The sequence below is a fragment of the Serratia sp. GW822-FHT06D09 genome (assembly GCF_058799515.1).
On record NZ_JBXALO010000001.1, the window covers coordinates 1 to 22,356 of the forward strand.

At 56.0% G+C, this 22,356-nt stretch carries 18 protein-coding genes and 1 pseudogene; 9 read left to right on the forward strand and 10 right to left on the reverse strand.

Annotated features, from left to right (window positions below; translation table 11 throughout):
* Positions 1-128: 128 nt before the first annotated feature.
* Positions 129-461, reverse strand: a pseudogene (locus AC1RKG_RS00005) (Arm DNA-binding domain-containing protein); the annotation flags it as partial.
* Between the two features lie 214 nt (positions 462-675).
* On the reverse strand, positions 676-1,767 hold the full coding sequence (gene ychF / locus AC1RKG_RS00010; protein WP_020826439.1) for a redox-regulated ATPase YchF: 1,092 nt from the start codon (positions 1,765-1,767) through the stop codon (positions 676-678).
* A 331-nt stretch (positions 1,768-2,098) separates the two neighbouring features.
* On the opposite strand from ychF, the gene AC1RKG_RS00015 reads away from it, so the two are divergent.
* A complete protein-coding gene (locus AC1RKG_RS00015; RefSeq protein WP_493181622.1) occupies positions 2,099-3,628 on the forward strand; it encodes a SulP family inorganic anion transporter in 1,530 nt (509 codons plus the stop codon).
* Positions 3,629-3,667: 39 nt separating this feature from the next.
* Here AC1RKG_RS00015 and pth read toward each other — a convergent pair whose 3' ends face one another.
* Positions 3,668-4,258, reverse strand: a complete 591-nt coding sequence (gene pth, locus AC1RKG_RS00020) for an aminoacyl-tRNA hydrolase (RefSeq protein WP_020826441.1) — start codon at positions 4,256-4,258, stop codon at positions 3,668-3,670.
* A gap of 313 nt (positions 4,259-4,571) precedes the next feature.
* Here pth and ychH point away from each other — a divergent pair, with 313 nt between their 5' ends.
* The gene (gene ychH / locus AC1RKG_RS00025) at positions 4,572-4,850 is read left to right on the forward strand and encodes a stress-induced protein YchH (RefSeq protein ID WP_041414467.1); all 279 of its coding nucleotides are present in this window, start codon (positions 4,572-4,574) and stop codon (positions 4,848-4,850) included.
* Positions 4,851-5,034: 184 nt separating this feature from the next.
* On the opposite strand, the gene prs is transcribed toward ychH, so the two are convergent.
* From prs to lolB, 3 genes are all read right to left on the reverse strand, one after another.
* Positions 5,035-5,982, reverse strand: coding sequence for a ribose-phosphate diphosphokinase (gene prs, locus AC1RKG_RS00030; RefSeq protein WP_041414469.1), 948 nt, complete (start codon positions 5,980-5,982; stop codon positions 5,035-5,037).
* A 173-nt stretch (positions 5,983-6,155) separates the two neighbouring features.
* A complete protein-coding gene (ispE, locus tag AC1RKG_RS00035; protein WP_413510142.1) occupies positions 6,156-7,022 on the reverse strand; it encodes a 4-(cytidine 5'-diphospho)-2-C-methyl-D-erythritol kinase in 867 nt (288 codons plus the stop codon).
* Entirely contained in the window at positions 7,019-7,642 is a 624-nt protein-coding gene (gene lolB / locus AC1RKG_RS00040; RefSeq protein WP_020826445.1) for a lipoprotein insertase outer membrane protein LolB, read from the reverse strand. Before lolB ends, ispE begins: the two co-directional genes overlap by 4 nt.
* Positions 7,643-8,357: 715 nt before the next feature.
* Here lolB and hemA point away from each other — a divergent pair.
* From hemA to kdsA, 6 genes are all read left to right on the forward strand, one after another.
* Positions 8,358-9,620, forward strand: a complete 1,263-nt coding sequence (gene hemA, locus AC1RKG_RS00045; RefSeq protein ID WP_037420462.1) for a glutamyl-tRNA reductase — start codon at positions 8,358-8,360, stop codon at positions 9,618-9,620.
* A 31-nt stretch (positions 9,621-9,651) separates the two neighbouring features.
* On the forward strand, positions 9,652-10,737 hold the full coding sequence (prfA, locus tag AC1RKG_RS00050) for a peptide chain release factor 1 (protein ID WP_020826446.1): 1,086 nt from the start codon (positions 9,652-9,654) through the stop codon (positions 10,735-10,737).
* On the forward strand, positions 10,737-11,609 hold the full coding sequence (prmC, locus tag AC1RKG_RS00055) for a peptide chain release factor N(5)-glutamine methyltransferase (RefSeq protein WP_493181624.1): 873 nt from the start codon (positions 10,737-10,739) through the stop codon (positions 11,607-11,609). Before prfA ends, prmC begins: the two co-directional genes overlap by 1 nt.
* Positions 11,610-11,622: 13 nt before the next feature.
* Positions 11,623-12,021 (forward strand): SirB2 family protein, encoded by a 399-nt coding sequence (locus AC1RKG_RS00060; protein WP_046373829.1) that lies wholly within the window; start codon positions 11,623-11,625, stop codon positions 12,019-12,021.
* Complete coding sequence (gene sirB1 / locus AC1RKG_RS00065; protein WP_020826449.1) at positions 12,018-12,827, forward strand: invasion regulator SirB1; 810 nt, start codon at positions 12,018-12,020, stop codon at positions 12,825-12,827. The genes AC1RKG_RS00060 and sirB1 overlap by 4 nt, the downstream gene beginning before the upstream one ends.
* A 73-nt stretch (positions 12,828-12,900) precedes the next feature.
* Positions 12,901-13,755 (forward strand): 3-deoxy-8-phosphooctulonate synthase, encoded by an 855-nt coding sequence (gene kdsA / locus AC1RKG_RS00070; protein ID WP_020826450.1) that lies wholly within the window; start codon positions 12,901-12,903, stop codon positions 13,753-13,755.
* Positions 13,756-13,839: 84 nt separating this feature from the next.
* Here kdsA and dauA read toward each other — a convergent pair whose 3' ends face one another.
* Positions 13,840-15,528: a C4-dicarboxylic acid transporter DauA gene (gene dauA / locus AC1RKG_RS00075; RefSeq protein WP_493181626.1), complete on the reverse strand. Its 1,689-nt coding sequence runs from the start codon at positions 15,526-15,528 to the stop codon at positions 13,840-13,842.
* 230 nt (positions 15,529-15,758) lie between these two features.
* Entirely contained in the window at positions 15,759-16,244 is a 486-nt protein-coding gene (locus AC1RKG_RS00080; RefSeq protein ID WP_116690702.1) for a heme-degrading domain-containing protein, read from the reverse strand.
* A gap of 198 nt (positions 16,245-16,442) precedes the next feature.
* Here AC1RKG_RS00080 and AC1RKG_RS00085 point away from each other — a divergent pair, with 198 nt between their 5' ends.
* Positions 16,443-17,543, forward strand: a complete 1,101-nt coding sequence (locus AC1RKG_RS00085) for a GGDEF domain-containing protein (protein WP_122078684.1) — start codon at positions 16,443-16,445, stop codon at positions 17,541-17,543.
* A gap of 30 nt (positions 17,544-17,573) precedes the next feature.
* Here the strand turns inward: AC1RKG_RS00085 and mfd are convergent, their stop codons facing one another.
* Positions 17,574-21,053 carry a transcription-repair coupling factor gene (gene mfd / locus AC1RKG_RS00090; RefSeq protein WP_046373825.1) on the reverse strand — a complete coding sequence of 1,160 codons (3,480 nt, stop codon included), beginning with the start codon at positions 21,051-21,053 and terminating at the stop codon, positions 17,574-17,576.
* Between the two features lie 252 nt (positions 21,054-21,305).
* Positions 21,306-22,289 (reverse strand): threo-3-hydroxy-L-aspartate ammonia-lyase, encoded by a 984-nt coding sequence (locus AC1RKG_RS00095; RefSeq protein WP_493181628.1) that lies wholly within the window; start codon positions 22,287-22,289, stop codon positions 21,306-21,308.
* Positions 22,290-22,356: the final 67 nt, after the last annotated feature.

Here is a 22,356-nt window from a genome sequence, read left to right on the forward strand (position 1 = left end):
CGGTTGCCAGAATATGCAGCCAGAATGAGGCCGGTTATTCCTGATTATGAATGGATCACATACGGGGAGCGGGTCAGAGGCCGGTTATTCCTGATTATGAATGGATCACATACGGGGAGCGGGTCACAGTCTTTCATCTGCAACCACTCTTTGGCGATTAGCTCAAAGGTGTTGGATGCATCGTTGACCTTGCGAATCTTATCTAACTGACGAGCTTGTGTTGGGCTAACTCCATCCGCGACCTGCTTTCGCGCTTGCTCGCATTTTTCGCGAGCTTCGGCAAGTTTGACCGTTGGGTACTCACCCAACGCGAACATGCTGGATTTGCCGTTGAGTTTAAACCGATAGCGCCATGCCTTTTTGCCGTTGGGTTTCACTTCGAGGTAGAGACCATTGAAGTCATTGAGTCGATAGAGTTTTTCTTTCGGCTTAGCAGTGCGGCATTGCGTATCGGTGAGCATAACGGGGCCTTGTTTATTTATTATACCGTTATTGTACTCACTTAAAATGAAGATGGAAGAATGTTGTACTCATCCATGTACTCATTTTTGACAGCGTTGTTACGAGATGAATTGAGACATTGTGAAACGAAAAATCCACGCAATTGCGTGGATTTTATAGCTTTTTGTGATTCTTATGAGATTCAGCGAAACCTCATAAGACAACACATTTTATTTAGACGTTAAACAAGAAGTTCATCACGTCGCCGTCTTTAACGATGTAGTCTTTACCTTCTGAACGCATCTTGCCGGCTTCTTTGGCACCTTGCTCACCCTTGTAGGTGATGAAGTCTTCAAAAGCGATGGTCTGGGCGCGGATAAAGCCTTTTTCGAAGTCGGTGTGGATCTTGCCGGCTGCCTGCGGGGCGGTAGCGCCAACCGGGATGGTCCAGGCGCGGACTTCTTTCACACCGGCGGTGAAGTAGGTCTGCAGGTTCAGCAACTCGTAACCGGCGCGGATCACGCGGTTCAGACCCGGCTCTTCCAGGCCCAGTTCCGCCATGAATTCTTCGCGGTCTTCGTCTTCCAGCTCGGCGATGTCGGATTCTACTGCGGCGCACACGGCAACCACAACCGAGCCTTCGCCCGCAGCGATTTCACGCACTTTGTCCAGGTACGGGTTGTTTTCGAAACCGTCTTCGTTGACGTTGGCGATGTACATGGTTGGTTTCAGCGTCAGGAAGCTCAGGTAGCGGATTGCCGCCTTGTCTTCTTCGGACAGATCCAGCGCACGCAGCATGCCGGCGTTTTCCAGCTGTGGCAGGCATTTTTCCAGAGCTGCCAGTTCCGCTTTCGCGTCTTTGTCGCCGCCTTTGGCTTTCTTCTGCACGCGGTGGATCGCGCGTTCGCAGGTGTCGAGATCCGACAAGGCCAGTTCGGTGTTGATGACGTCGATGTCGTCAGCCGGGTCAACTTTGTTGTTAACGTGGATGATGTTGTCGTTTTCGAAGCAGCGAACCACGTGGCCAATCGCTTCGGTTTCGCGGATGTTGGTCAGGAACTGGTTACCCAGACCTTCACCTTTGGACGCGCCCTTGACCAAGCCGGCGATGTCGACGAATTCCATGGTGGTCGGCAGGATACGCTGTGGCTTGACGATCTCGGCCAGCTGGTCCAGACGCGGATCGGGCATCGGCACCACACCGGTGTTAGGTTCAATGGTGCAGAACGGGAAGTTGGCTGCTTCGATACCCGCTTTGGTCAACGCGTTGAACAGGGTGGATTTGCCTACGTTAGGCAGGCCGACGATACCGCATTTGAATCCCATGTTGTTATCACCTTAAATATCTTAACTATCAGCCGGTTAGGTTTAACCCACTGCATAAAGGACGAAATAATGGCGCCATTATACACGTAATGGCCGTTTTTCTCGATCTGGCTGTGTGTGATGGGTAAATGCCGAGGCAGTGCCGGTTTTTGATTGAGATTTGGATCACATTTACACATACTGACACTTCTGATTAACCTACAGGAAACGTGCCGGATGTCCTTCTTGCCCAGTCCACCCTAAGCTCTTTCCCTCCTGAGGTTTGCCGCGCCCTGCGGCCTTGGTTCCCGTGCTGCGGGAATGTGTTTTATCTGTCAGAAGTGAATAATCCATGTTTAACCTGAACAATTTCAGGCTGTCGGCCGTCAAGAACGAGGTGCTGGCGGGCTTTGTGGTGGCGGTTTCAATGATCCCGGAAGCGGTCGGCTTTTCGCTGGTCGCCGGGCTTTCTCCGATCGTCGGGTTGCACACCGCCTTTATTATCGGGCTGGTCACCGCGCTGTTTGGCGGCAAGCCGGGCATGGTGTCGGGTGCAGCCGGTTCAATCGTGGTGGTGCTGATGAGCCTGGCGGCGCAGTACGGCATGGGGTACGTACTGTGGGCGACGATTTTTGCCGGGGTTATCCAAATCCTGATCGGCATTTTCCGCCTGGGTAAGTTTATCCGGCTGGTGCCGCTGCCCGCGGTTCACGGCTTCGTGAACGGGCTGGCGATTGTTATTATGCTGGCGCAACTGCATATGATTGCCGGGCAGGGGCTGCTGATGTATGGGTTGGTGGCTCTGGCGATCCTGGTGGTGGTGTTCTTCCCACGGTTAACGCGCGTCATCCCCGCGTCACTGGCGGCGCTCATCGTGGTTTCTGCACTGGCAATCGGGTTTAACCTGCAAACGCTGCGGGTCGGCGATCTGGCGGACATTTCCGGTGCATTACCGCACTTTAGCCTGCCGATGGCGCCTTTTACCCTGGACATGCTGAAAGTGGTGCTGCCGTACGCATTGGTGATTGCGCTGGTAGGGTTGATCGAATCGCTGCTTACCATGACGGTGCTGGATGAAATGGGCGGCAAGAAAGGCAACGGCAACCGCGAGAGCATCGCTCAGGGGGCCGGCAACGCGGTTTGTGGCCTGTTTGGTTGTTTCGCCGGTTGCGCAATGATTGGCCAGTCGATCATCAACTTCACTTCAGGCGGGCGTGGGCGTATTTCCGGCGTGGTTGGCGCGATACTGCTGATTCTGTTTGTGGTCAGCCTGTCGGGCTATATCGGGCTGTTGCCGGTGGCGGCGCTGGCCGGGGTGATGCTGGTGGTGTGTTACAACACCTTTGAGTGGAGCTCGCTGCGCCGTCTGCGCCGGATGCCGAAGGCGGATGCGTTGGTGATGCTGCTGGTGACCCTGATTACCATCTTTACCGATCTGGCGATGGCGGTGATCAGCGGGGTGATCATCTCGGCGCTGGTATTTGCCTGGCAGCAGGCACGTATTCGCGTGCGTCAGCATCGGGTGGAAGGTGAGGTGGCGGTATATCAGCTGGACGGGCCGCTGTTCTTCGGCTCCACCACGGCCTTTGCCGAACTGTTCGAACCGAAAAACGATCCGCAAAATGTGGTGCTGGATTTTGCCGGTACCCGGGTGATGGATTCCAGCGGCGTGGAGGCGATTGATAAGCTGACGGCACGCTATCTGGCGGCGGGGAAAACCATTCGGCTACGTCATCTGAGCGGTGACTGTGTACGCCTGTTGAAACAGGCCGGCCCGTTTTGCAGCCATGAACTGGACGATCCGCAATATTACGTGGCGGAAGAGGGCTACCAAACCGATGATGCTAACGTCGGCGAAGAAACCTTTAAACTGCGCACCTAAGGCAGATTGCAGCGGGCGCGATGCCCGCTGCAACGATGATCAGGCCTGTGCCTTGAAGCTGTGCAGGCGACGAACGGTTTTTTCCAACCCGTCAGTCAGCAACACTTCCGTACAGCGTGCGGCTTCATCGATCGCTTCATCAATCATTTTTTGTTCGCTGGCCGGCGGCTTACCGAGCACGAAACCTACCACTTTGTTTTTATCGCCCGGGTGGCCGATGCCGATGCGCAAGCGATAGAAATTCGGGTTATTGCCAAATTTGTTCTGAATATCCTTCAGCCCGTTGTGGCCACCGTTGCCGCCGCCCAGTTTGATCTTGGCAACGCCGGGGGGAATATCCAGCTCGTCATGCGCCACCAGGATTTCGTCCGGCTCGATGCGGTAGAAATTGGCCATTGCCAATACCGCTTTGCCGCTGAGATTCATAAAGGTGGTAGGCACCAACAGCCGCACGTCGTTGCCGGCCAGGTTCAGCCGTGCGGTGTAGCCGAAGAACTTGCTCTCTTCTTTAAGCTGCTGGTTATGGCGCTGGGCCAGTAAATCGACGTACCAGGCGCCGGCGTTGTGCCGCGTCTGCGCGTATTCAGCGCCCGGATTCGCCAGGCCGACTATCAATTTAATACTGCTCACTGGGAGATTCGCTATGATCGATATAATGGAAAGGGCAATAGTCTACCTGTCGACGCCACGAATGACAAAATCCTGATATGCCCGGTCGCGCATTGACGAAACTATAGTCAGAAAAGAGAATAATTCATTAGCGGAATCATTCAATTTGATCGCTAATAGACTCATTCCGGTAAAGTTTTGTCATGTTTTCTTTACCATTTGTGATCCTCTCCGCAATCACCTTGTCCAACCAGGGTCTATACTTAACTTATCAAAGTGGGTTAACCAGTTAGAGAGTTATCCCGGTTGGCACATGGCACTATGGAGGTGGCATATGAAACGTAGAAACGCGGACAGAATGGGCAACTTTTTTATGGGGCTGGGCCTGGTCGTGATGATCGGCGGTGTCGGATACTCCATTGTTGCTGAAGTTTCGCAGTTCAACCTGCCGCAGTTTTTCGCCCATGGCGCAATCATGAGTATCTTCGTGGGTGCGTTGTTGTGGCTGGTAGGTGCGCGTATTGGCGGTCGTGAGCAGGTAGCGGATCGTTACTGGTGGGTAAAACACTTTGATAAACGTTGCCGCAACGATCATCATCGTTCGTCACATTGATTAGAAAGAGAGAAGGGAACAGGCGTTACGGCAAAGGAAATCTGCCGCGCATTAAGGCTTAAGGTCATGTTTGACTACCCGTAGAAAACCCGTTGCTGCTATGCACCAACGGGTTTTTCTTTTTCTGCTTTCGGGCCATCAATCCCTTCGGTACGGCAGGGCGCCGCACCGAAAAGAGAACTGATTAATGCTCGAACATCGCAGAAATTGACTCTTCGTTGCTGATACGGCGGATGGCTTCAGCCAGCATGCCAGACAGCGTCAGAGTGCGTACGTTTTTCAGGGCCTTGATTTCTGGAGACAGCGGAATGGTGTCGCAGACAATCACTTCATCAATTACCGAGTTGCGGATGTTTTCCACGGCGTTACCGGAGAAGATCGGGTGCGTCGCGTAGGCAAATACGCGCTTGGCACCGCGTTCTTTCAACGCTTCAGCCGCTTTACATAAGGTACCGCCGGTATCGATCATATCGTCAACCAGTACACAGTCACGGCCTGCTACGTCACCAATGATGTGCATCACCTGAGAAACGTTCGCGCGCGGGCGGCGTTTATCGATGATAGCCATATCGGTGTCATTCAGCAGTTTGGCGATTGCGCGGGCGCGCACTACGCCGCCGATGTCTGGGGAAACCACGATTGGGTTCTCCAGATTCTGTTGCAGCATGTCTTCCAGCAGGATCGGGCTACCGAACACGTTATCTACCGGAACATCGAAGAAGCCTTGGATCTGTTCAGCGTGCAGATCCACCGTCAAAACGCGGTCAACCCCTACACTGGAGAGGAAATCGGCTACAACTTTGGCCGTGATTGGCACACGAGCAGAACGCACGCGGCGATCCTGGCGGGCATAACCGAAGTAAGGGATAACAGCAGTAATACGACCTGCGGAGGCGCGACGCAGGGCATCTACCATAACGACCAGTTCCATCAGGTTGTCGTTGGTAGGGGCACAGGTGGACTGGATGATGAAAATATCACCGCCGCGTACATTTTCGTTGATTTGCACGCTCACTTCGCCGTCGCTAAAACGACCTACTGCGGCGTCACCAAGGCTGGTGTACAAACGGTTGGCAATACGTTGTGCTAGTTCCGGGGTGGCGTTACCAGCAAAAAGCTTCATATCAGGCACGAGAAGAACCTCAGGCATGCGTCCAGAGAAGATATTGTCATTCGGCCTTCGCTAAGGGGCAGTTAGCGACGCCGGCGCAATATCATACGGGTGTGTAAAAAAACAACGTGAAACCGAAGCGGCGCAGGGATTACAGGGCCAGGTGTGAATGACCCTGCGCAGCGAAACGAGAACTACGGTTTCATCTGCCCGGAACGGATGCGATGTAGTGGAGAGACGTTAACGCCACGCGCTACAAAACCACGTATCCACTCCGGGGCTTGATTTAACACCTGACGGGCGGCGGTTTCTGTGTCGAATTCAGCAAACACACAAGCACCTGTGCCAGTCAGGCGTGACGGCGCGTATTCTAACAGCCAAGAAACAAGCTGTTCAACCTCGCGAAAACGTTTTCTTGCTATAGGTTCGCAATCATTTGCGTAAGTTGCCTGTAACAGCACACTTAACGGACGAACCGGGGTGTCTCTTTTTAATTCCGCATCGCCAAAAATTGCCGGGGTAGGGATGCTGACCCCCGGATGCGCCACCAGATACCATTTTTCCTGCGGGTTGGCCGGCTGCAAACGCTCACCGATGCCTTCGGCGAACGCTGCATGGCCACGCACGAAGACAGGGACGTCGGCACCGAGCGCCAGCCCCAGTTCTGCAAGCTGGTCGTCGCTCAAACCGCAGCGCCACAGTTCATTCAGCGCAACCAGCACCGTAGCGGCGTTGGAGGAGCCACCACCCAGCCCGCCGCCCATCGGCAGCCGCTTTTCGATGCTGATGTCGGCACCCCGTGGCGCGGTATTCAGTCCATGGCGATCGCAATACTGTTGCAGCAGACGTGCGGCGCGGACAATCAGGTTTTCTTCATCCGGCACGCGCGCCACCGGGGTCAGCAGGTGAATACGGTCATCCTGTCGCACATCGATGGTCAGCGTGTCGCCGTAATCCAGAAACTGAAACAGCGTCTGCAACAGGTGATAGCCGTCTTCACGTTGGCCGGTAATGTATAAAAACAAATTTAGTTTAGCTGGCGATGGCCACTGACGGATCATTTGAGCGTCCAATTATCCATTTTCAGTTTGATGCGCTGGTCACCCTGTTTCAGCTCAAGTCGGCTTGGCAACTGCGGTTGCAGGCTGTTGTTGTAGTCCTGGTAGTCAACGGTCCAGGTCTGGCCGCCTTGCTGGTAGGTCAGCGAGTTCAGGCGATACTGGTCATCCAGCTTGAAGTCGTTGGCTTCACCCGGCAGGCCGAGCATCCATTGGCGCAGGTTATCCAGCGGGATTGCCATACCGGTCAGTTTGCGGATCATCTCTTCGGCATTGTCGCTGACATAGCGCTTGCCCTGATTGTCGGTCAACTGCACCACATTTTTCTGCACGTTGAGATCAAGCTCGGTGCTGCCAAGTGGGTTGGTCAGCAGCAGGCGGTAACGATCAGACGAATACTGCTGCCAGAAGAAGCGCGCGTAGACTTTTTTCTGATCGGACAGGTAGGCGAAAGAGCCCCGGGTCTGATACTGCTCAAGCTGTTGCACCGCTTGCTCATGGGCGCGCCATTGCGGTGATGTCGGGCTGGTGGCCGGGCCGCTGGGTTTGGTGGTGGTACAGGCAGCCAGCACCAGGCTGGCCAGCGGGATCAGGCGTAGCAAACTAACTTTGCGGATTGGCATAACTTTCTCTTGTCCTTTTGTCCTTACGGGCACGCACAGCGAGACCTTGGTATCAGCGTTTACGCTAGCGGGGTAGCGCCGGCGCGTCAATTTTTTGGTGCATCGCTTTGAATCTGCCCGGCTTTGTCACCGCGGTTAGCCTCGGGGGGATGCGCTGCGTTTGCAGATAAGATTAACACAATCGCCCAACCCTGCCGCTGTGGGCACAAGAATATCTCTCTGGTCGGGCGGAGGCCGTTGGCGTTTAGTTGAGGTTGCTAGCGGTATGCTGCAATAGTTTATCGCCGGAGGAGAATACAAGGTCATGAAGCTGTCAGTACGCATTGTTATTTCGCTGTTATGCTTCGCGGGTGCGGCATTTTTTTATCTTCAGGCAAAGCATGTTTTTTGCCAACAGGTCTCTTTTCTTTTGGATCCCACCTTTCGTTGCGGCACTTTAGGTTGGTAAACGCCGGATATTTGATCGCCGCCTGGCGGCTTAGGGGTTGTCGTTATTGCTGAATACTGTGCGGAATATCGCATACTGCACTAAAATTCAGTATGTTATGTCGTCGAATTAATAGTCATCCCGCTGTATTTATTAGCGATTTATCGATTGATGCTGACTATTTCAGCGATTGAACGGAAGATGCGGTTGTTACTTTTATTGAGCCCGCGCATCAAGTAGAATGCCGTTCAACGAGAACCCGTACCAAAAGAAGTATTACTCGAAGCAATGACCCTGCTGGCGTTAGGTATAAATCACAAAACCGCTCCGGTTTCTCTGCGTGAAAGGGTGACCTTCTCCCCAGAGTCTATCGAACAGGCGCTAACCAGCTTGCTCCAACAACCGTTGGTGCAGGGCGGTGTCGTGTTGTCTACCTGTAACCGCACCGAACTTTATCTTAGCGTGGAGCAACAGGAACATATTCACGAACAGCTGGTTGCCTGGCTGTGTGAATACCACCATCTGCGCCCGGAAGAAGTGAGCAAAAGCCTGTACTGGCACCACGGCAACGACGCCGTCAGCCATCTCATGCGCGTAGCCAGCGGGCTGGATTCGCTGGTGTTGGGTGAACCGCAGATCCTCGGCCAGGTGAAAAAAGCCTTTGCCGAATCGCAACGCGGCCAGTCGCTTTCCGGCGAGCTTGAACGGCTGTTCCAAAAATCCTTCTCTGTCGCCAAACGCGTACGTACCGAAACAGAAATCGGTGCCAGCGCGGTCTCTGTGGCCTTTGCAGCCTGTACGTTGGCGCGCCAAATCTTCGAATCACTTGCCGAATTGAACGTGCTGCTAGTGGGCGCCGGTGAAACCATTGAACTGGTGGCGCGCCATCTGCGCGAGCACAAGGTACGGCATATGATTATTGCCAACCGTACCCGCGAACGTGCGCAACTGCTGGCGGACGAAGTTGGCGCGGAAGTGATCACATTACCGGAAATCGACGAACGCCTGGCGGACGCCGATATCATCATCAGTTCTACCGCCAGCCCGCTGCCGATCATCGGTAAAGGGATGGTGGAGCGCGCGCTGAAAGCGCGTCGCAACCAGCCGATGCTGCTGGTGGATATCGCCGTACCGCGTGATATCGAACCGGAAGTGGGCAAGCTGGCCAACGCCTATCTGTACAGCGTGGACGATCTGCACGCCATCATTCAAAGCAACCTGGCGCAGCGCAAAGCCGCGGCGGTGCAGGCGGAATCGATCGTTCAGCAGGAAAGCACCAACTTTATGGCCTGGCTGCGCTCACAGGGCGCAGTGGAAACCATCCGCGACTACCGCTCGCAGGCCGATCAGATCCGTGCGGAAATGGAAGCCAAAGCCCTGGCCGCGATTGCGCAGGGCGCCGACGTGGAGCAGGTTATCCACGAGCTGGCCCATCGGCTGACCAATCGTCTTATTCATGCCCCTACCAAATCCCTCCAGCAGGCCGCCGGCGATGGCGACGTGGAGCGGTTGCAATTATTACGCGACAGCCTCGGGCTGGATCAGCATTAGTTTTCTCTTTTAACAGGGTTTAATACCACGCATGAAGCCTTCTATTGTTGCCAAACTGGAAGCGTTACAAGAGCGCCATGAAGAAGTGCAGGCGCTGCTCGGCGATGCCGGCGTTATTGCCGAGCAGGATCGGTTCCGTGCGCTGTCGCGCGAATATGCACAGTTGACCGATGTCAGCCGCTGTTTCCTGGAATGGCGTCAGGTGCAGGACGATCTGGCTACGGCGGAAATGATGCTGGACGATCCGGAAATGCGTGAAATGGCGCAGGAAGAGTTGAAACAGGCCAAGGCCGCGACGGAAGAGCTGGAACAGCAGCTGCAACTGCTGCTGTTGCCGAAAGATCCGGATGACGAGCGCGGTTGTTTCCTGGAAGTGCGCGCCGGAACCGGCGGCGACGAAGCGGCGATTTTCGCCGGCGACCTGTTCCGCATGTACAGCCGCTATGCCGAAATGCGCCGCTGGCGCGTCGAGATCATGAGCGCCAACGAAGGCGAGCATGGCGGTTATAAAGAAGTGATTGCCAAGGTTTCTGGCGACGGTGTTTACGGCCAGCTCAAATTTGAATCCGGCGGTCATCGCGTACAGCGCGTGCCGGAAACCGAGTCGCAGGGGCGTATTCATACCTCCGCGTGCACCGTGGCAGTGATGCCGGAAATACCGGAGGCTGAACTGCCGGAGATCAACGCGGGCGATCTGAAAATCGACACCTTCCGTTCCTCAGGCGCAGGTGGTCAGCACGTTAACACCACCGACTCGGCGATCCGTATTACCCACTTGCCGACCGGCATTGTGGTGGAGTGTCAGGACGAACGCTCACAGCACAAGAACAAAGCCAAAGCGATGGCGGTGTTGGGGGCGCGTATCCGTGCAGCAGAAATGGCCAAGCGCCAGCAGGCGGAAGCTTCAACCCGTCGTAACCTGCTGGGCAGTGGCGATCGTTCAGACCGCAACCGCACCTATAACTTCCCGCAGGGGCGTGTCACTGACCACCGTATCAACCTGACGCTGTACCGTCTGGACGAGGTGATGGAAGGCAAGCTCGACATGCTGATCCAGCCGATTGTGCAGGAATACCAGGCCGACCAGCTCGCTGCGCTGTCCGCCGAGCAGGAGTAATGGACTATCAATCCTGGCTGAAGGCGGCGGTTGCCCGCCTGACGCAGAGTGAAAGCGCCCGACGCGATGCGGAAATCCTGCTGGGTTTCGTGACCGGCCGGGCCAGAACTTTCCTGATGGCGTTTGGCGAAACCGTGCTGACGCCGCAAGAGCAAGATCAGTTGGAGAGATTGTTGGCGCGCCGTGAACGCGGTGAGCCGGTAGCTTATCTGATTGGCGAGCGCGAATTTTGGTCGTTGCCGCTGTCGGTATCGCCCGCCACCCTGATCCCGCGTCCGGACACTGAATGCCTGGTGGAGTTGGCGCTGGAGCTTTTGCCCTCATCCCCTTGCGCCATTCTCGATCTCGGTACCGGTACCGGCGCCATCGCCCTGGCGTTAGCCAGCGAACGCCCAGACTGCAAAGTGACCGGCGTGGATTTACAGCCGGAAGCGGTGGCGTTGGCCCGGCACAATGCACAGAAGCTGTCGATCGGCAACGCGCAGTTCCTTCAGGGCAGTTGGTTTGCCCCACTGGCTGGCGAAACTTTTGCTCTGATCGCCAGCAACCCTCCTTATATCGACGCCGCCGACCCGCATTTGGCACAGGGCGACGTACGTTTTGAGCCCAGTAGCGCTCTGGTGGCGCCACAGCAGGGGCTGGCGGATTTGTCCGCTATCGTGCAGCAGGCGCCACACCACCTGCAATCACAGGGCTGGCTGCTGCTTGAACATGGCTGGCAGCAGGGAGAAAGCGTACGCGCACTGCTGCAGGCCGCCGGTTTTATTTCGATCGATACCCGACGCGATTATGGCGGTAACGATCGCGTCACCTTTGGCCAATGGCCGCAGCAATCACTGAAAATCAACAATAACGAAGCACACAGCGATTAAATAAGGAAGCGATATGGCAGTCTACTCGGCGTTAAAACATCTGCATTTGTTGACGGTCACCATCAGTATTGTCTTGTTTGTATTGCGTTTCTTCTGGAAATGGCGCAATTCGGCTATGATGAACAAACGTTGGGTGAAGATAACCCCGCATATAAATGATACGGTGTTGTTCGTCAGCGGCATCGCGCTGGTGGTGATGTTCAAGTTATATCCGCTGTTGGGTATGGACTCGTGGCTGACCGAGAAGCTGTTTGGCGTTATTATCTATATCCTGCTTGGCTACGTCGCATTGGGCAAGAAGACCAAAAACCAGAACCTGCGCACACTGGCGTTTGTGCTGGCATTGGGCTGTTTGTACCTGATAATTAAACTTGCCACGACGAAAATACCCTTTCTGATGGGATACTTATGAGTAGTATTGCTGATTTTGAATTTAACACCTCGCTGCTGAGCGAGGGCGTGATCCTGGTATCGCAGTCCGTGCGGCGTGATTTCCCCGCCGCTGAGGTCGAACGCAAGCTGCAACAGCTGGTCGACGAAGCGCGTGCGGCCGTGCCGCAGGATCTCAGCCAGGAACAGCAACTGGACGCACTCATTGAATTGTTCTTCAAAACCTGGGGTTTTGGCGGCGCCAGCGGCGTGTATCGCCTGTCCGACGCTATTTGGCTCGACAAGGTGCTGGAAGGTCGTCAGGGCACGCCGGTTTCGCTCGGCACCATTTTCCTTCATATCGCCGCTCATCTGGATTTACCGCTGCTGCCGGTTATTTTCCCCACTCAACTGATCCTGCGAGCAGACTGGCTGGATGAAGAGATGTGGTTGATCAATCCATTGAACGGCGAGACGCTGAACGAACACCAGTTGGAAGTGTGGATCAAGGGCAACCTGGGTCTGGGCGCCGAACTGGAAGACGACGATCTCGATGAGTCAGAAAACGTCATGGTGGTGCGTAAGATGTTGGATACGCTCAAAGCCGCCCTGATGGAAGAAAAACAGATGGAAATGGCGCTGCGCGCCAGCGAAACGGTGTTGTGCTTCGATCCGGAAGACCCTTACGAAATCCGTGACCGCGGGCTGATTTACGCCCAGTTGGAATGCAACCATATCGCGATTTCCGATCTTAACTATTTTGTCGAACAGTGTCCTGAAGACCCAGTCAGCGAAGTGATCAAGGTACAGATCCACTCGATTGAACCGAAACAGGTTACGCTGCATTAATTCATTTACTATGCCCTGTACGCGACAGGCCAAGGCTTGCGGCACGACGGGTAACTTCAATAAAGGCGAAAGCATGAAACAGAAAGTGGTTAGCATTGGTGACATTGACGTAGCGAACGACCTGCCGTTTGTGCTGTTTGGCGGTATGAACGTGCTGGAATCGCGCGATCTGGCGATGCGCATCTGTGAACACTACGTCACCGTGACGCAAAAACTGGGCATCCCTTACGTTTTCAAAGCCTCCTTTGACAAAGCCAACCGTTCTTCTATCCACTCCTACCGGGGGCCGGGTCTGGAAGAGGGGATGAAGATCTTCGAAGAAATCAAAAAAACCTTCGGCGTGAAAATCATCACCGACGTTCACGAAGCGTCACAGGCTCAGCCGGTGTCCGAAGTGGTTGACGTGATCCAACTGCCGGCATTCCTGGCGCGTCAGACTGACCTGGTGGAAGCGATGGCGAAAACCGGTGCGGTGATCAACGTCAAGAAGCCACAGTTTGTCAGCCCGGGCCAAATGGGCAATATCGTCGACAAATTCAAGGAAGGCGGTAACGATCAGGTGATCCTGTGCGATCGCGGCAGTAACTTTGGTTACGATAACCTGGTGGTCGACATGCTTGGCATCAACGTTATGAAAAACGTGACGGGTGGCCATCCGGTGATCTTTGACGTGACCCATGCTCTGCAGACTCGCGATCCCTTCGGCGCAGCTTCTGGCGGCCGTCGGGCGCAGGTTGCCGAACTGGCGCGTGCCGGTATGGCGGTTGGCCTGGCAGGTCTGTTCATCGAAGCACACCCAGAGCCAAACAGCGCCAAATGCGACGGCCCGTCCGCGCTGCCGCTGGACAAGCTGGAGCCGTTCCTGGTGCAGATGAAAGCCATCGACGACCTGGTGAAGAGCTTCCCAGAGCTGGACACCAGCAACTAAACATTTTCACAGCTGTTATTTGTAGGGGCGCAGTATACTGCGCCCGCTATGGTTTAAAGCCCGATTCGTCGGGCTTTTTGTTTTTCAGGCATCGAGCGCTGCAAGCGCTTCAGGCAGCGTCGCGTAGAAATGCAGTTTCCCCTCAATCGGCTGTATCCGTGCCCTTGCCAGCGTTTTCAACGGCTGGAAAGGCATGTCGGTGATTGCCAACTGTTTGCCGGCCGGCAGGGCTTCGATAAAGCGTTGCAAGGCATCCAGTCCCCCGGCATCCAATACCGGCACCGCATCCCACTGCAAGACGATCACGTCATAACTTTCGCTGCGCACCAGTAGCTCGTTAAAAATACGCTCGGCGGCGGCGAAGAACAGCGGTCCATTCACCCGCAGCACCAATCGGCCGTTGTCGGCATTCAGTTCGCTCAGGCGCGTCATGCGCGCAATGCGGCGCATAAACAGCAGCGAGGCCAGTACAATGCCTACGGTAATGGCGATCACCATATCGAACAGCACCGTCAGCGACATGCACAGCAGCATCACCAGAATGTCGTCTTTCGGCGCTCGCCGCAGCAGATAAACCACCTTGTGCGCCTCGCTCATATTCCAGGCCACCATCAGCAACAGCGACGCCATTGCAGCCAGCGGCAGCCAGGACAACCACGGCGCCAGCACCAGTAACGCCAGCAGTACCAACAACGCATGGATGATGGCGGAGACCGGGGAGGTGGCACCGGCGCGTACGTTGGCGGCAGAGCGCGCAATGGCCGCGGTGGCGGTAATGCCGCCGAAGAAAGGCGCAATGATATTGCCCGCGCCCTGGCCGATAAGTTCGGTATTGGAGTTGTGCTTCTTGCCGGTCATCCCGTCCAGCACCACCGCGCACAGCAGGGATTCTATGGCCCCGAGCATCGCCATGGAGAAGGCGGCCGGCAGCAGGGCGGAGAGTGTTTGCCAGCTCAGCGCCATCGGCTTGCCGTCACCGGCCGGTAAATCCCACGGTAGCATCAGCTGCGGCAGAATGGGCGGTATGCCCTGGCCGTGGGTGCCGTCGGCCAGCAGATAGCTGAAGCGCGAGCCGATGGTCGCAACCGGGTGGTCAAACAGTGCCAGAATACCCATAACCGCGGTACCCGCCAGCAGTGCGGGCAAATGGCCCGGTACCCGCAGGCCGAGCTTGGGCCAGAAGATAAGGATCAATAGGGTCACTGCGCCGATCAGGGTGTCGCCGACGTCCAGCGTCGGCAGCGCCTGCAGCAGGGCGTAAACCTTACCCACATAGTGTTCCGGCACCACCGCCATTTGCAGGCCAAAGAAATCCTTCACCTGCATGGTAGCAATGGTGATGGCGATACCGGAGGTAAAGCCCAGCGTCACCGACAGGGGAATGTACTCAATCAGGCGGCCGAAACGCGCCAGTCCCATGATGACCAAAAACAGTCCGGAAAGCAGGGTGGCGATCAGCAGGCCTGAAAGGCCGAACTGCTGCGACACCGGATAGAGGATCACCACAAACGCGGCGGTAGGCCCGGAAACGCTGTAGCGGGAACCACCGCTGATGGCGATGACAATCCCGGCAACCGCCGACGTATAGAGTCCATATTGGGGGGGAACGCCGCTGGCAATTGCCAGTGCCATTGCCAACGGGATGGCGATAATACCGACGGTGACGCCGGCGATGGCATCTTTTAGCAGGCGTTGCAGGGAATAAGGATCTCGCCAACAGGCATCAATCAGCGCGCTGAACGGCCTGATGCCGTTAATTTCATGCGTTTTCATCTGAGGTGTAAACCAAGTCTATAAAAGAGAACGGAATGGCGGGCCGGATGCGGTCCGTCTCGAATAGCTGATAGACACCATACGCCTGTTGTGACGGCGATTCCTAGATATACATCAATGCACTTCGGAAAATCAGACTTATACTCTTTCAGGGACGGGATAAATGACAAGTTACAGACAGGCCGCGGGTCAGGCGGCCTGCGCAGAAAGAATAGGCCAGGTTATACCGCTTAGTGAACCGCCGGTAGGGATAATCCGAGAAAATGTGCCAGGGTGCCGACCAACAGATTGTGATCTTCCAACTGGGGTGAGCCGGAAATGCTGATGGTGCCGATGCAGCCCACGCCACCAAGATTGATCGGGAAGGCGCCACCGTGTGCCGAGTAATCGCTGACGCTCAGGCCATAGCGTTCTTCCAGGGTCGATTGTCGTTGCTGCAGGCGCAGGCCAATCGCGTAAGAGCTCTTGTGGAAGTGCTTCACCACATTGCGTTTGCGCCGTACCCAATCGGCGATATCGGGGGTAGTGCCGGGCATGGCGTAATAAAACAGCGTTTGCCCCGCGAGCTGGATCTCAATGGCGATCGACAGGCGGCGCTGTTCGGCCGCTGATTTCAATGCAGAGCCCAGCTCCCAGGCGGTGTTATGGTCAAAATGGCTGAAGGTCAACGCGGTTTCTTGTTCGCTAAGCACATGCAAGTCATCATCGATATTCATGGTCGCCCCCTTTATTGGTTGCCAACAGATTATCCTGAACAGAATTTATGGGATAGATACCTTGGAAATAACATAGAACTGCTAATCTATTATTAACCTGAGTAATAATATGTACGATGCCGAAATGGATGAGACAGGGAATGCTCAAAATTCGTCGCTAAATCCCCCTGTCGATTCCGTGGAGCCTATCGAATATTTATGACTTACGTCGCGTCAATACCCACCCTGTATAGTGACGCCTGCATTACCTATGCCACGCTGTCCGTCAGCTATTTTGCCCTCAGTAAAAATGCGCCTTTTTCTTATCAGTCCGAAGGATGGAGGCGTATAGTCTTTGGCCTGCTTGCCGGGCTGGCGGTGCTGTTTCTCAATCAGGACCGGCTGGAGTTGAGCGGTAACCTGCATTTCAGCTTTGCCATGATCCCGATGATACTGGTGACCTTTTATGGCGGGGCGGTCAGTGGACTGGTCTGCTACCTGATGTCGCTGGCATTTACGGGAGGCTTGACCGTCGATAATCTGTTTATCGGCTCGATCATCATTCCATTGCTGTTGTCGCGTGTGTGGTTGAGAAAGTCGAATCGGGTGTTTTATCTCACCATTGGCATCATTGCGCTGTACCGTATCGGAGTGGTCTGGTTATTGGCAGATATACGCGCGCTATGGGGAGATGTGTTGTTGTATCAGGCGGTCTCGGCCCTGTGTCTGGCAATATGCTTCCACGGGCTGAATTTCAAAGAGCGCCATATCCACGCTTATTTCTCTATGCGTGATAAAGCCACCACCGACAGCCTCACCCATATCAATAATCGCGCTAGTGTAGACTATCGACTCATCCAGCAGCAGGCGGAGCGCAGCCCCTGCGGGTTGATGATCCTCGATCTGGATAATTTCAAACGAATCAACGACACCTACGGCCATTTGGCCGGCGACCTGCTGCTGGCTCGCGTCGGACAACTGTTGCAAAGCAGCGTGCGCAGTGAGGATTTCGTCGGTCGTTATGGCGGTGAGGAATTTATCGTGATCACCGCCAGTTATGATCCGACGGTGATTGGCGGTGTGGCGGAGCGCATACGACGCAGCGTGGAAACGACGTTATTTTTGCTGGATGAAGACGTCGAGGCACGTATCACGGTTTCTATCGGTGCGTCGTTATACCTGCCCGGCATGGCGTTGGACAAGGCAATAGAGGTCACGGATGAGGCGCTGTATGACGCCAAGCGGCAGGGGAAAAATCGGGTGGTCTGCAGCAGGCTGATGCAGCTTGCCCCGCTGGGTGCCGGTTTTCGGCAGGAATAACCCCTCCTGAAGGTTCAGGAGGGGGATAGGTCAGGCCGCCAGAGTATGTTCGCGGAATGCGGTCAGCAGTTCCTCGGTAAACTTAAGGCGTTTCTGGCGGTCGGTCAGGTCCAGCATAAACTTCAGCTTGGTCGGCCCATCCAGGCGATAGATCTGCGGGTTGCTTTGCAACAGGCCAATTAAATAGCCCGGATCGACCCGATTCTTCTCACCAAACTCGATAAAACCACCGCGCTCATTACCTTCGATGCGCTTGATCCCCAGCTTCTGTGCATGTTGACGCAGCGCCGCACTTTGCAGCAGGTTGCGCGCCGCATCAGGCAGCAGGCCGAAACGGTCGATCAGCTCCACTTTCAACTCTTCCAGCTCGGCGTCGTTTTTCGCGCTGGCGATGCGTTTGTAGAACGACAGGCGCGTGTTGACGTCTGGGATATAGTCATCTGGCAGCAGGGCCGGCATGCGCAGCTCCACCTCGGTCTGGTTGCTGGTAAGATCTTCCAGCGAAGGTTCGCGCCCGTGTTTGAGTGCATCCACCGCGCTTTCCAACAGTTCCATGTACAGCGAAAAGCCGACGGTGGTCATCTGGCCGCTCTGATCTTCACCCAGCAATTCGCCCGCGCCGCGGATCTCCAGATCGTGGGTAGCCAGGGCAAAACCGGCGCCCAGATCTTCCAGTGACGCGATGGCCTCCAGCCGCTTATGCGCGTCGGTGCTCATGGCTTTCGGATTTGGCGTCAGCAAATAAGCATAGGCCTGATGGTGAGAACGTCCGACGCGACCGCGCAACTGATGCAGTTGCGCCAGCCCGAAACGATCGGCGCGTTCGATGATAATGGTATTGGCGCTGGGAATATCGATACCGGTTTCGATAATGGTGGTACAGACCAGTACGTTAAAGCGCTGGTGGTGGAAATCGTTCATCACCCGTTCCAAATCGCGTTCGCGCATCTGGCCGTGGCCAATTGCTATACGCGCTTCTGGCACCAGCTCAGCCAGTTTTTCCGCCGCCTTCTCGATATTTTCCACGTCGTTATACAGATAATAAACCTGACCGCCGCGCAGCACTTCACGCAGGATAGCCTCGCGCACCACCAGGCTGTCGTATTCGCGCACGAAGGTTTTCACCGCCAAACGACGCGCCGGTGGGGTAGCGATAATCGACAGGTCACGCATGCCGCTCATCGCCATATTCAACGTACGCGGGATTGGCGTCGCGGTGAGCGTCAGAATATCCACATCGGCACGCATCGCCTTGATGCGCTCTTTGTGGCGAACGCCGAAGCGGTGTTCTTCATCGACGATCAGCAGCCCCAAATCTTTCCAGCGCAGATCGCTCTGCAGCAGTTTGTGGGTACCGATGATGATGTCTACCTTACCGTCGACGGCATCGTCCATCACCTGTTGCTGCTCTTTGGCGCTACGGAAACGCGACATCATCTCGATGCGGATCGGCCAGGTGGCGAAGCGGTCGCGGAAGTTGTCAAAATGCTGCTGCGCCAGCAGGGTGGTTGGCACCAACACCGCCACCTGCTTGCCGTTTTCTACCGCCAGGAAGGCGGCACGCATCGCCACTTCGGTTTTGCCGAAGCCGACGTCGCCACAGACCAGACGATCCATGGCCAGGGGTTGGCACATGTCGCTCAGCACGGCGTTGATTGCCTGCTCCTGATCTGGGGTGGTTTCAAACGGGAAACTTTGGCAGAACAGCTGATACTGCTCACGGTTATGTTTAAAGGCGAAGCCGGTTTTGGCCGCGCGCTGTGCGTAAATATCCAGCAGTTCCGCCGCAACGTCCCGCACCCGTTCGGCGGCTTTTTGCCGTGCGCGCGTCCAGGCGTCTCCACCCAACTTGTGCAGCGGGGCGTTTTCGTCCGCACCGCCGGCGTAGCGGCTGATCAGATGCAATGAAGAGACCGGCACGTAGAGTTTGTCTTCGCCGGCGTAGGCCAGGATCAGGTATTCGGCCTTGATGCCGCCGGCTTCCAGCGTGGTCAGGCCAACGTAACGCCCGACGCCGTGCTCCAGGTGCACCACAGGCTGGCCAGGGTGCAGCTCCGCCAGGTTGCGGATCAGCACATCGGTATTAATGGTGCGACGGTTGTCCTGGCGACGGCGGCTAACGCGCTCGCCGAGCAGATCGCTTTCGCAGATCAGCGCCCGGTTGCGCATGCCGTCGAGGAAGCCGCGTTCGGAGGCGCCGACCATCATGTAGCGACCAGCCGGCTCGGCCTGATCGAGATGCTGGATCAAGGCGGTGCTGAGCTTGATGCGGCCGAGCAAATCCTGCAGCGTTTCACGGCGGCCTTCGCTTTCCACCGAGAAAATGATGCTGCCGTCGAAGCTTTCAGTAAAACGACGCAGGTTGTCCAGCGGCGCTTTCTGTTGGGCTTGCACCGCCAGATCAGGCAGGGTGCGATAATCCAGATTGGTGTTGCCGGCTTTGGCGGGCAGCTCTTCGGTTTTCAGCGCCATACGCGGCCAGGCTTTCAATTCGCTAAACAGCTCGTCAACCCGCAGCCACAGGCTTGGCGGCGCCAGCAGTGGGCGCATAGGATCGACCCGGCGGCTCTCGTAGCGTTGGTTAACGTCCAGCCAGAAACGATCGGCCGCGTTTTCCAGATTGCCGGTATTGACGATCAGCGTGTTCTCCGGCAGGTAGCTGAACAGTGACGGCAGCGGTTGGCTGAAGAACAGCGGTTGCCAGTATTCGATACCGGCCGGCCAGGTGCCTTTGCTGACCTGCTGATAAATATGTTCGGCGTCGCGGCGCACCTCAAACTGCTCGCGCCACTGGCTGCGGAACAGTTCGATGGCGTTTTTGTCGGTAGGGAATTCATGGGCCGGCAGCAGATTGATGGCCTCGACTTCGTTCAGCGTACGCTGGTTGTCGACATCAAAGGTGCGCAGGCTGTCGATCTCATCGTCGAAGAAATCGATGCGGTAAGGTTCTTCGCTGCCCATGGGGAACAGGTCGAGCAGCGCGCCGCGGGTGGCGAACTCACCGTGCTCCATCACCTGATCGACGCTGCGGTAGCCGGCCTGTTCCAGTTGGGCGCGCAGTTTGTCGCGTGACAGGCGCTGGCCTTTTTTCATCACCAGCGCGTGGCCGTGCAGAAACTCGTGCGGGCAAACGCGCTGCATTAAGGTATTGACCGGCAGAATAATTACGCCACGGGCCATGGTCGGCAGATGGTACAGGCTCGACAGACGGGCAGAGATGATTTCCTGATGCGGCGAGAAGCTGTCGTAAGGCAGGGTTTCCCAGTCGGACAGGGTGGTTACCATCTGGTCGGTAAACTGCTGAATTTCATCGCGCAGCCGCAGGGCATTTTGCATGTCCGGGGCGATCAGCATCACCGGCCCGTTATGACGTTCGACGATCTCGGCGCACTCCACGGCGCAGGCCGAGCCGGTCAGTTGCCCCAACTGGCGCAAATCGCCCGCGCGTTCAGGCAGGGAATAACGGGAGGATGACGATGAAGAACGGTTAGGGTTATCGGAGGTGCTCATTAAGGTATCTTTAATCAATGTGTTAAATTTCGCCCGGCACAGATTACAACGCGCCTTTACCCGGTAATACTAGCCCACTGAGCCATAAACTGACATAGGTAAAAGCGCGAAACCCGTCGCCTTTCAAGCGGCGACTTTCAAATGTACTGCAGGCAGATTAGTCGCTCCAGTAACGTTAGCGGGCGAATAAATTCGCCCCGATGACTTAGCCATAGACCAGAGATTGAAGGTTGTGGTGCCCGTAATGCGGCGTTATTCCTGCGCGCCCATGGCAAGATAGTCGGCGATTTTATCAACGTCGACGTTGCCGCCGCTGACGATCACCCCGACCTTTTTGCCCCGCAGGTCGAGCAGTGAATTCATCGCCGCCGCCGCGGCCAGGCAGCCTGTGGGCTCGACCACCATTTTCATCCGCTCCATAAAGAAACGCATCTGTCGGCACAGCTGCTGGTCGCTGACCGTTAAAATATCTTCTACATACTGTTGAATGATCGGGAACGTCAACGTGCCCACCTGCTGCGTTTGCGCACCGTCGGCGATGGTTTTTGGCACCGGGATCTGTACCGGCTGGCCGCTACGGAACGCCAGCTGAACGTCGTTACCGGCCTGTGGTTCAACGCCGAAAACGCGGCACCCGGGCGACCAGTGGTGTGCCGCCACCGCGCTGCCCGCCAGCAAACCACCGCCGCCGGTGCACACCAACAAAACGTCCAGCGGCCCGACTTCCTCAATCAACTCTTTGGTAGCGGTGCCTTGGCCGGCGATGACCTGCGGGTAATCATAAGGCGGCACTATCGTCAGCCCCTGTTCTGCTGCCAGCCGTTGAGTTATGGCAGCACGGTCTTCACTGTGACGCTGATAAATCACGACGTTGGCGCCGTAGCCGCGCGTTGCTGCCAGCTTGGTTGCCGGTGCGTCGTGCGGCATCACGATGGTCACCTTGACCCCCAGTTCCCGTGCCGCCAATGCCATTGCCTGCGCATGGTTGCCGGAAGAGAAGGCAATCACGCCAGCCTGGCGCTGCGCCGGGCTCAATTGAGCAATAGAATTGTACGCGCCACGAAACTTGAAGGCGCCTACACGCTGGAAGTTTTCGCACTTGAAGAACAGCTGCGCCCCGGCGATGTTGTCGGCCTGCTGCGAGGTCATGACCGGTGTGCGCAGGGCATGTCCTGCCAGAATTTCGGCGGCGGTAGAGATATCGGCGGCGGTGATGCAGTGGGGCATTGAACTCATGGCGACCTCGTCTGGTGAAAGGTTGATTGATTACCCGATTATTTTAATTTACTCTTTGTAAAGTTAT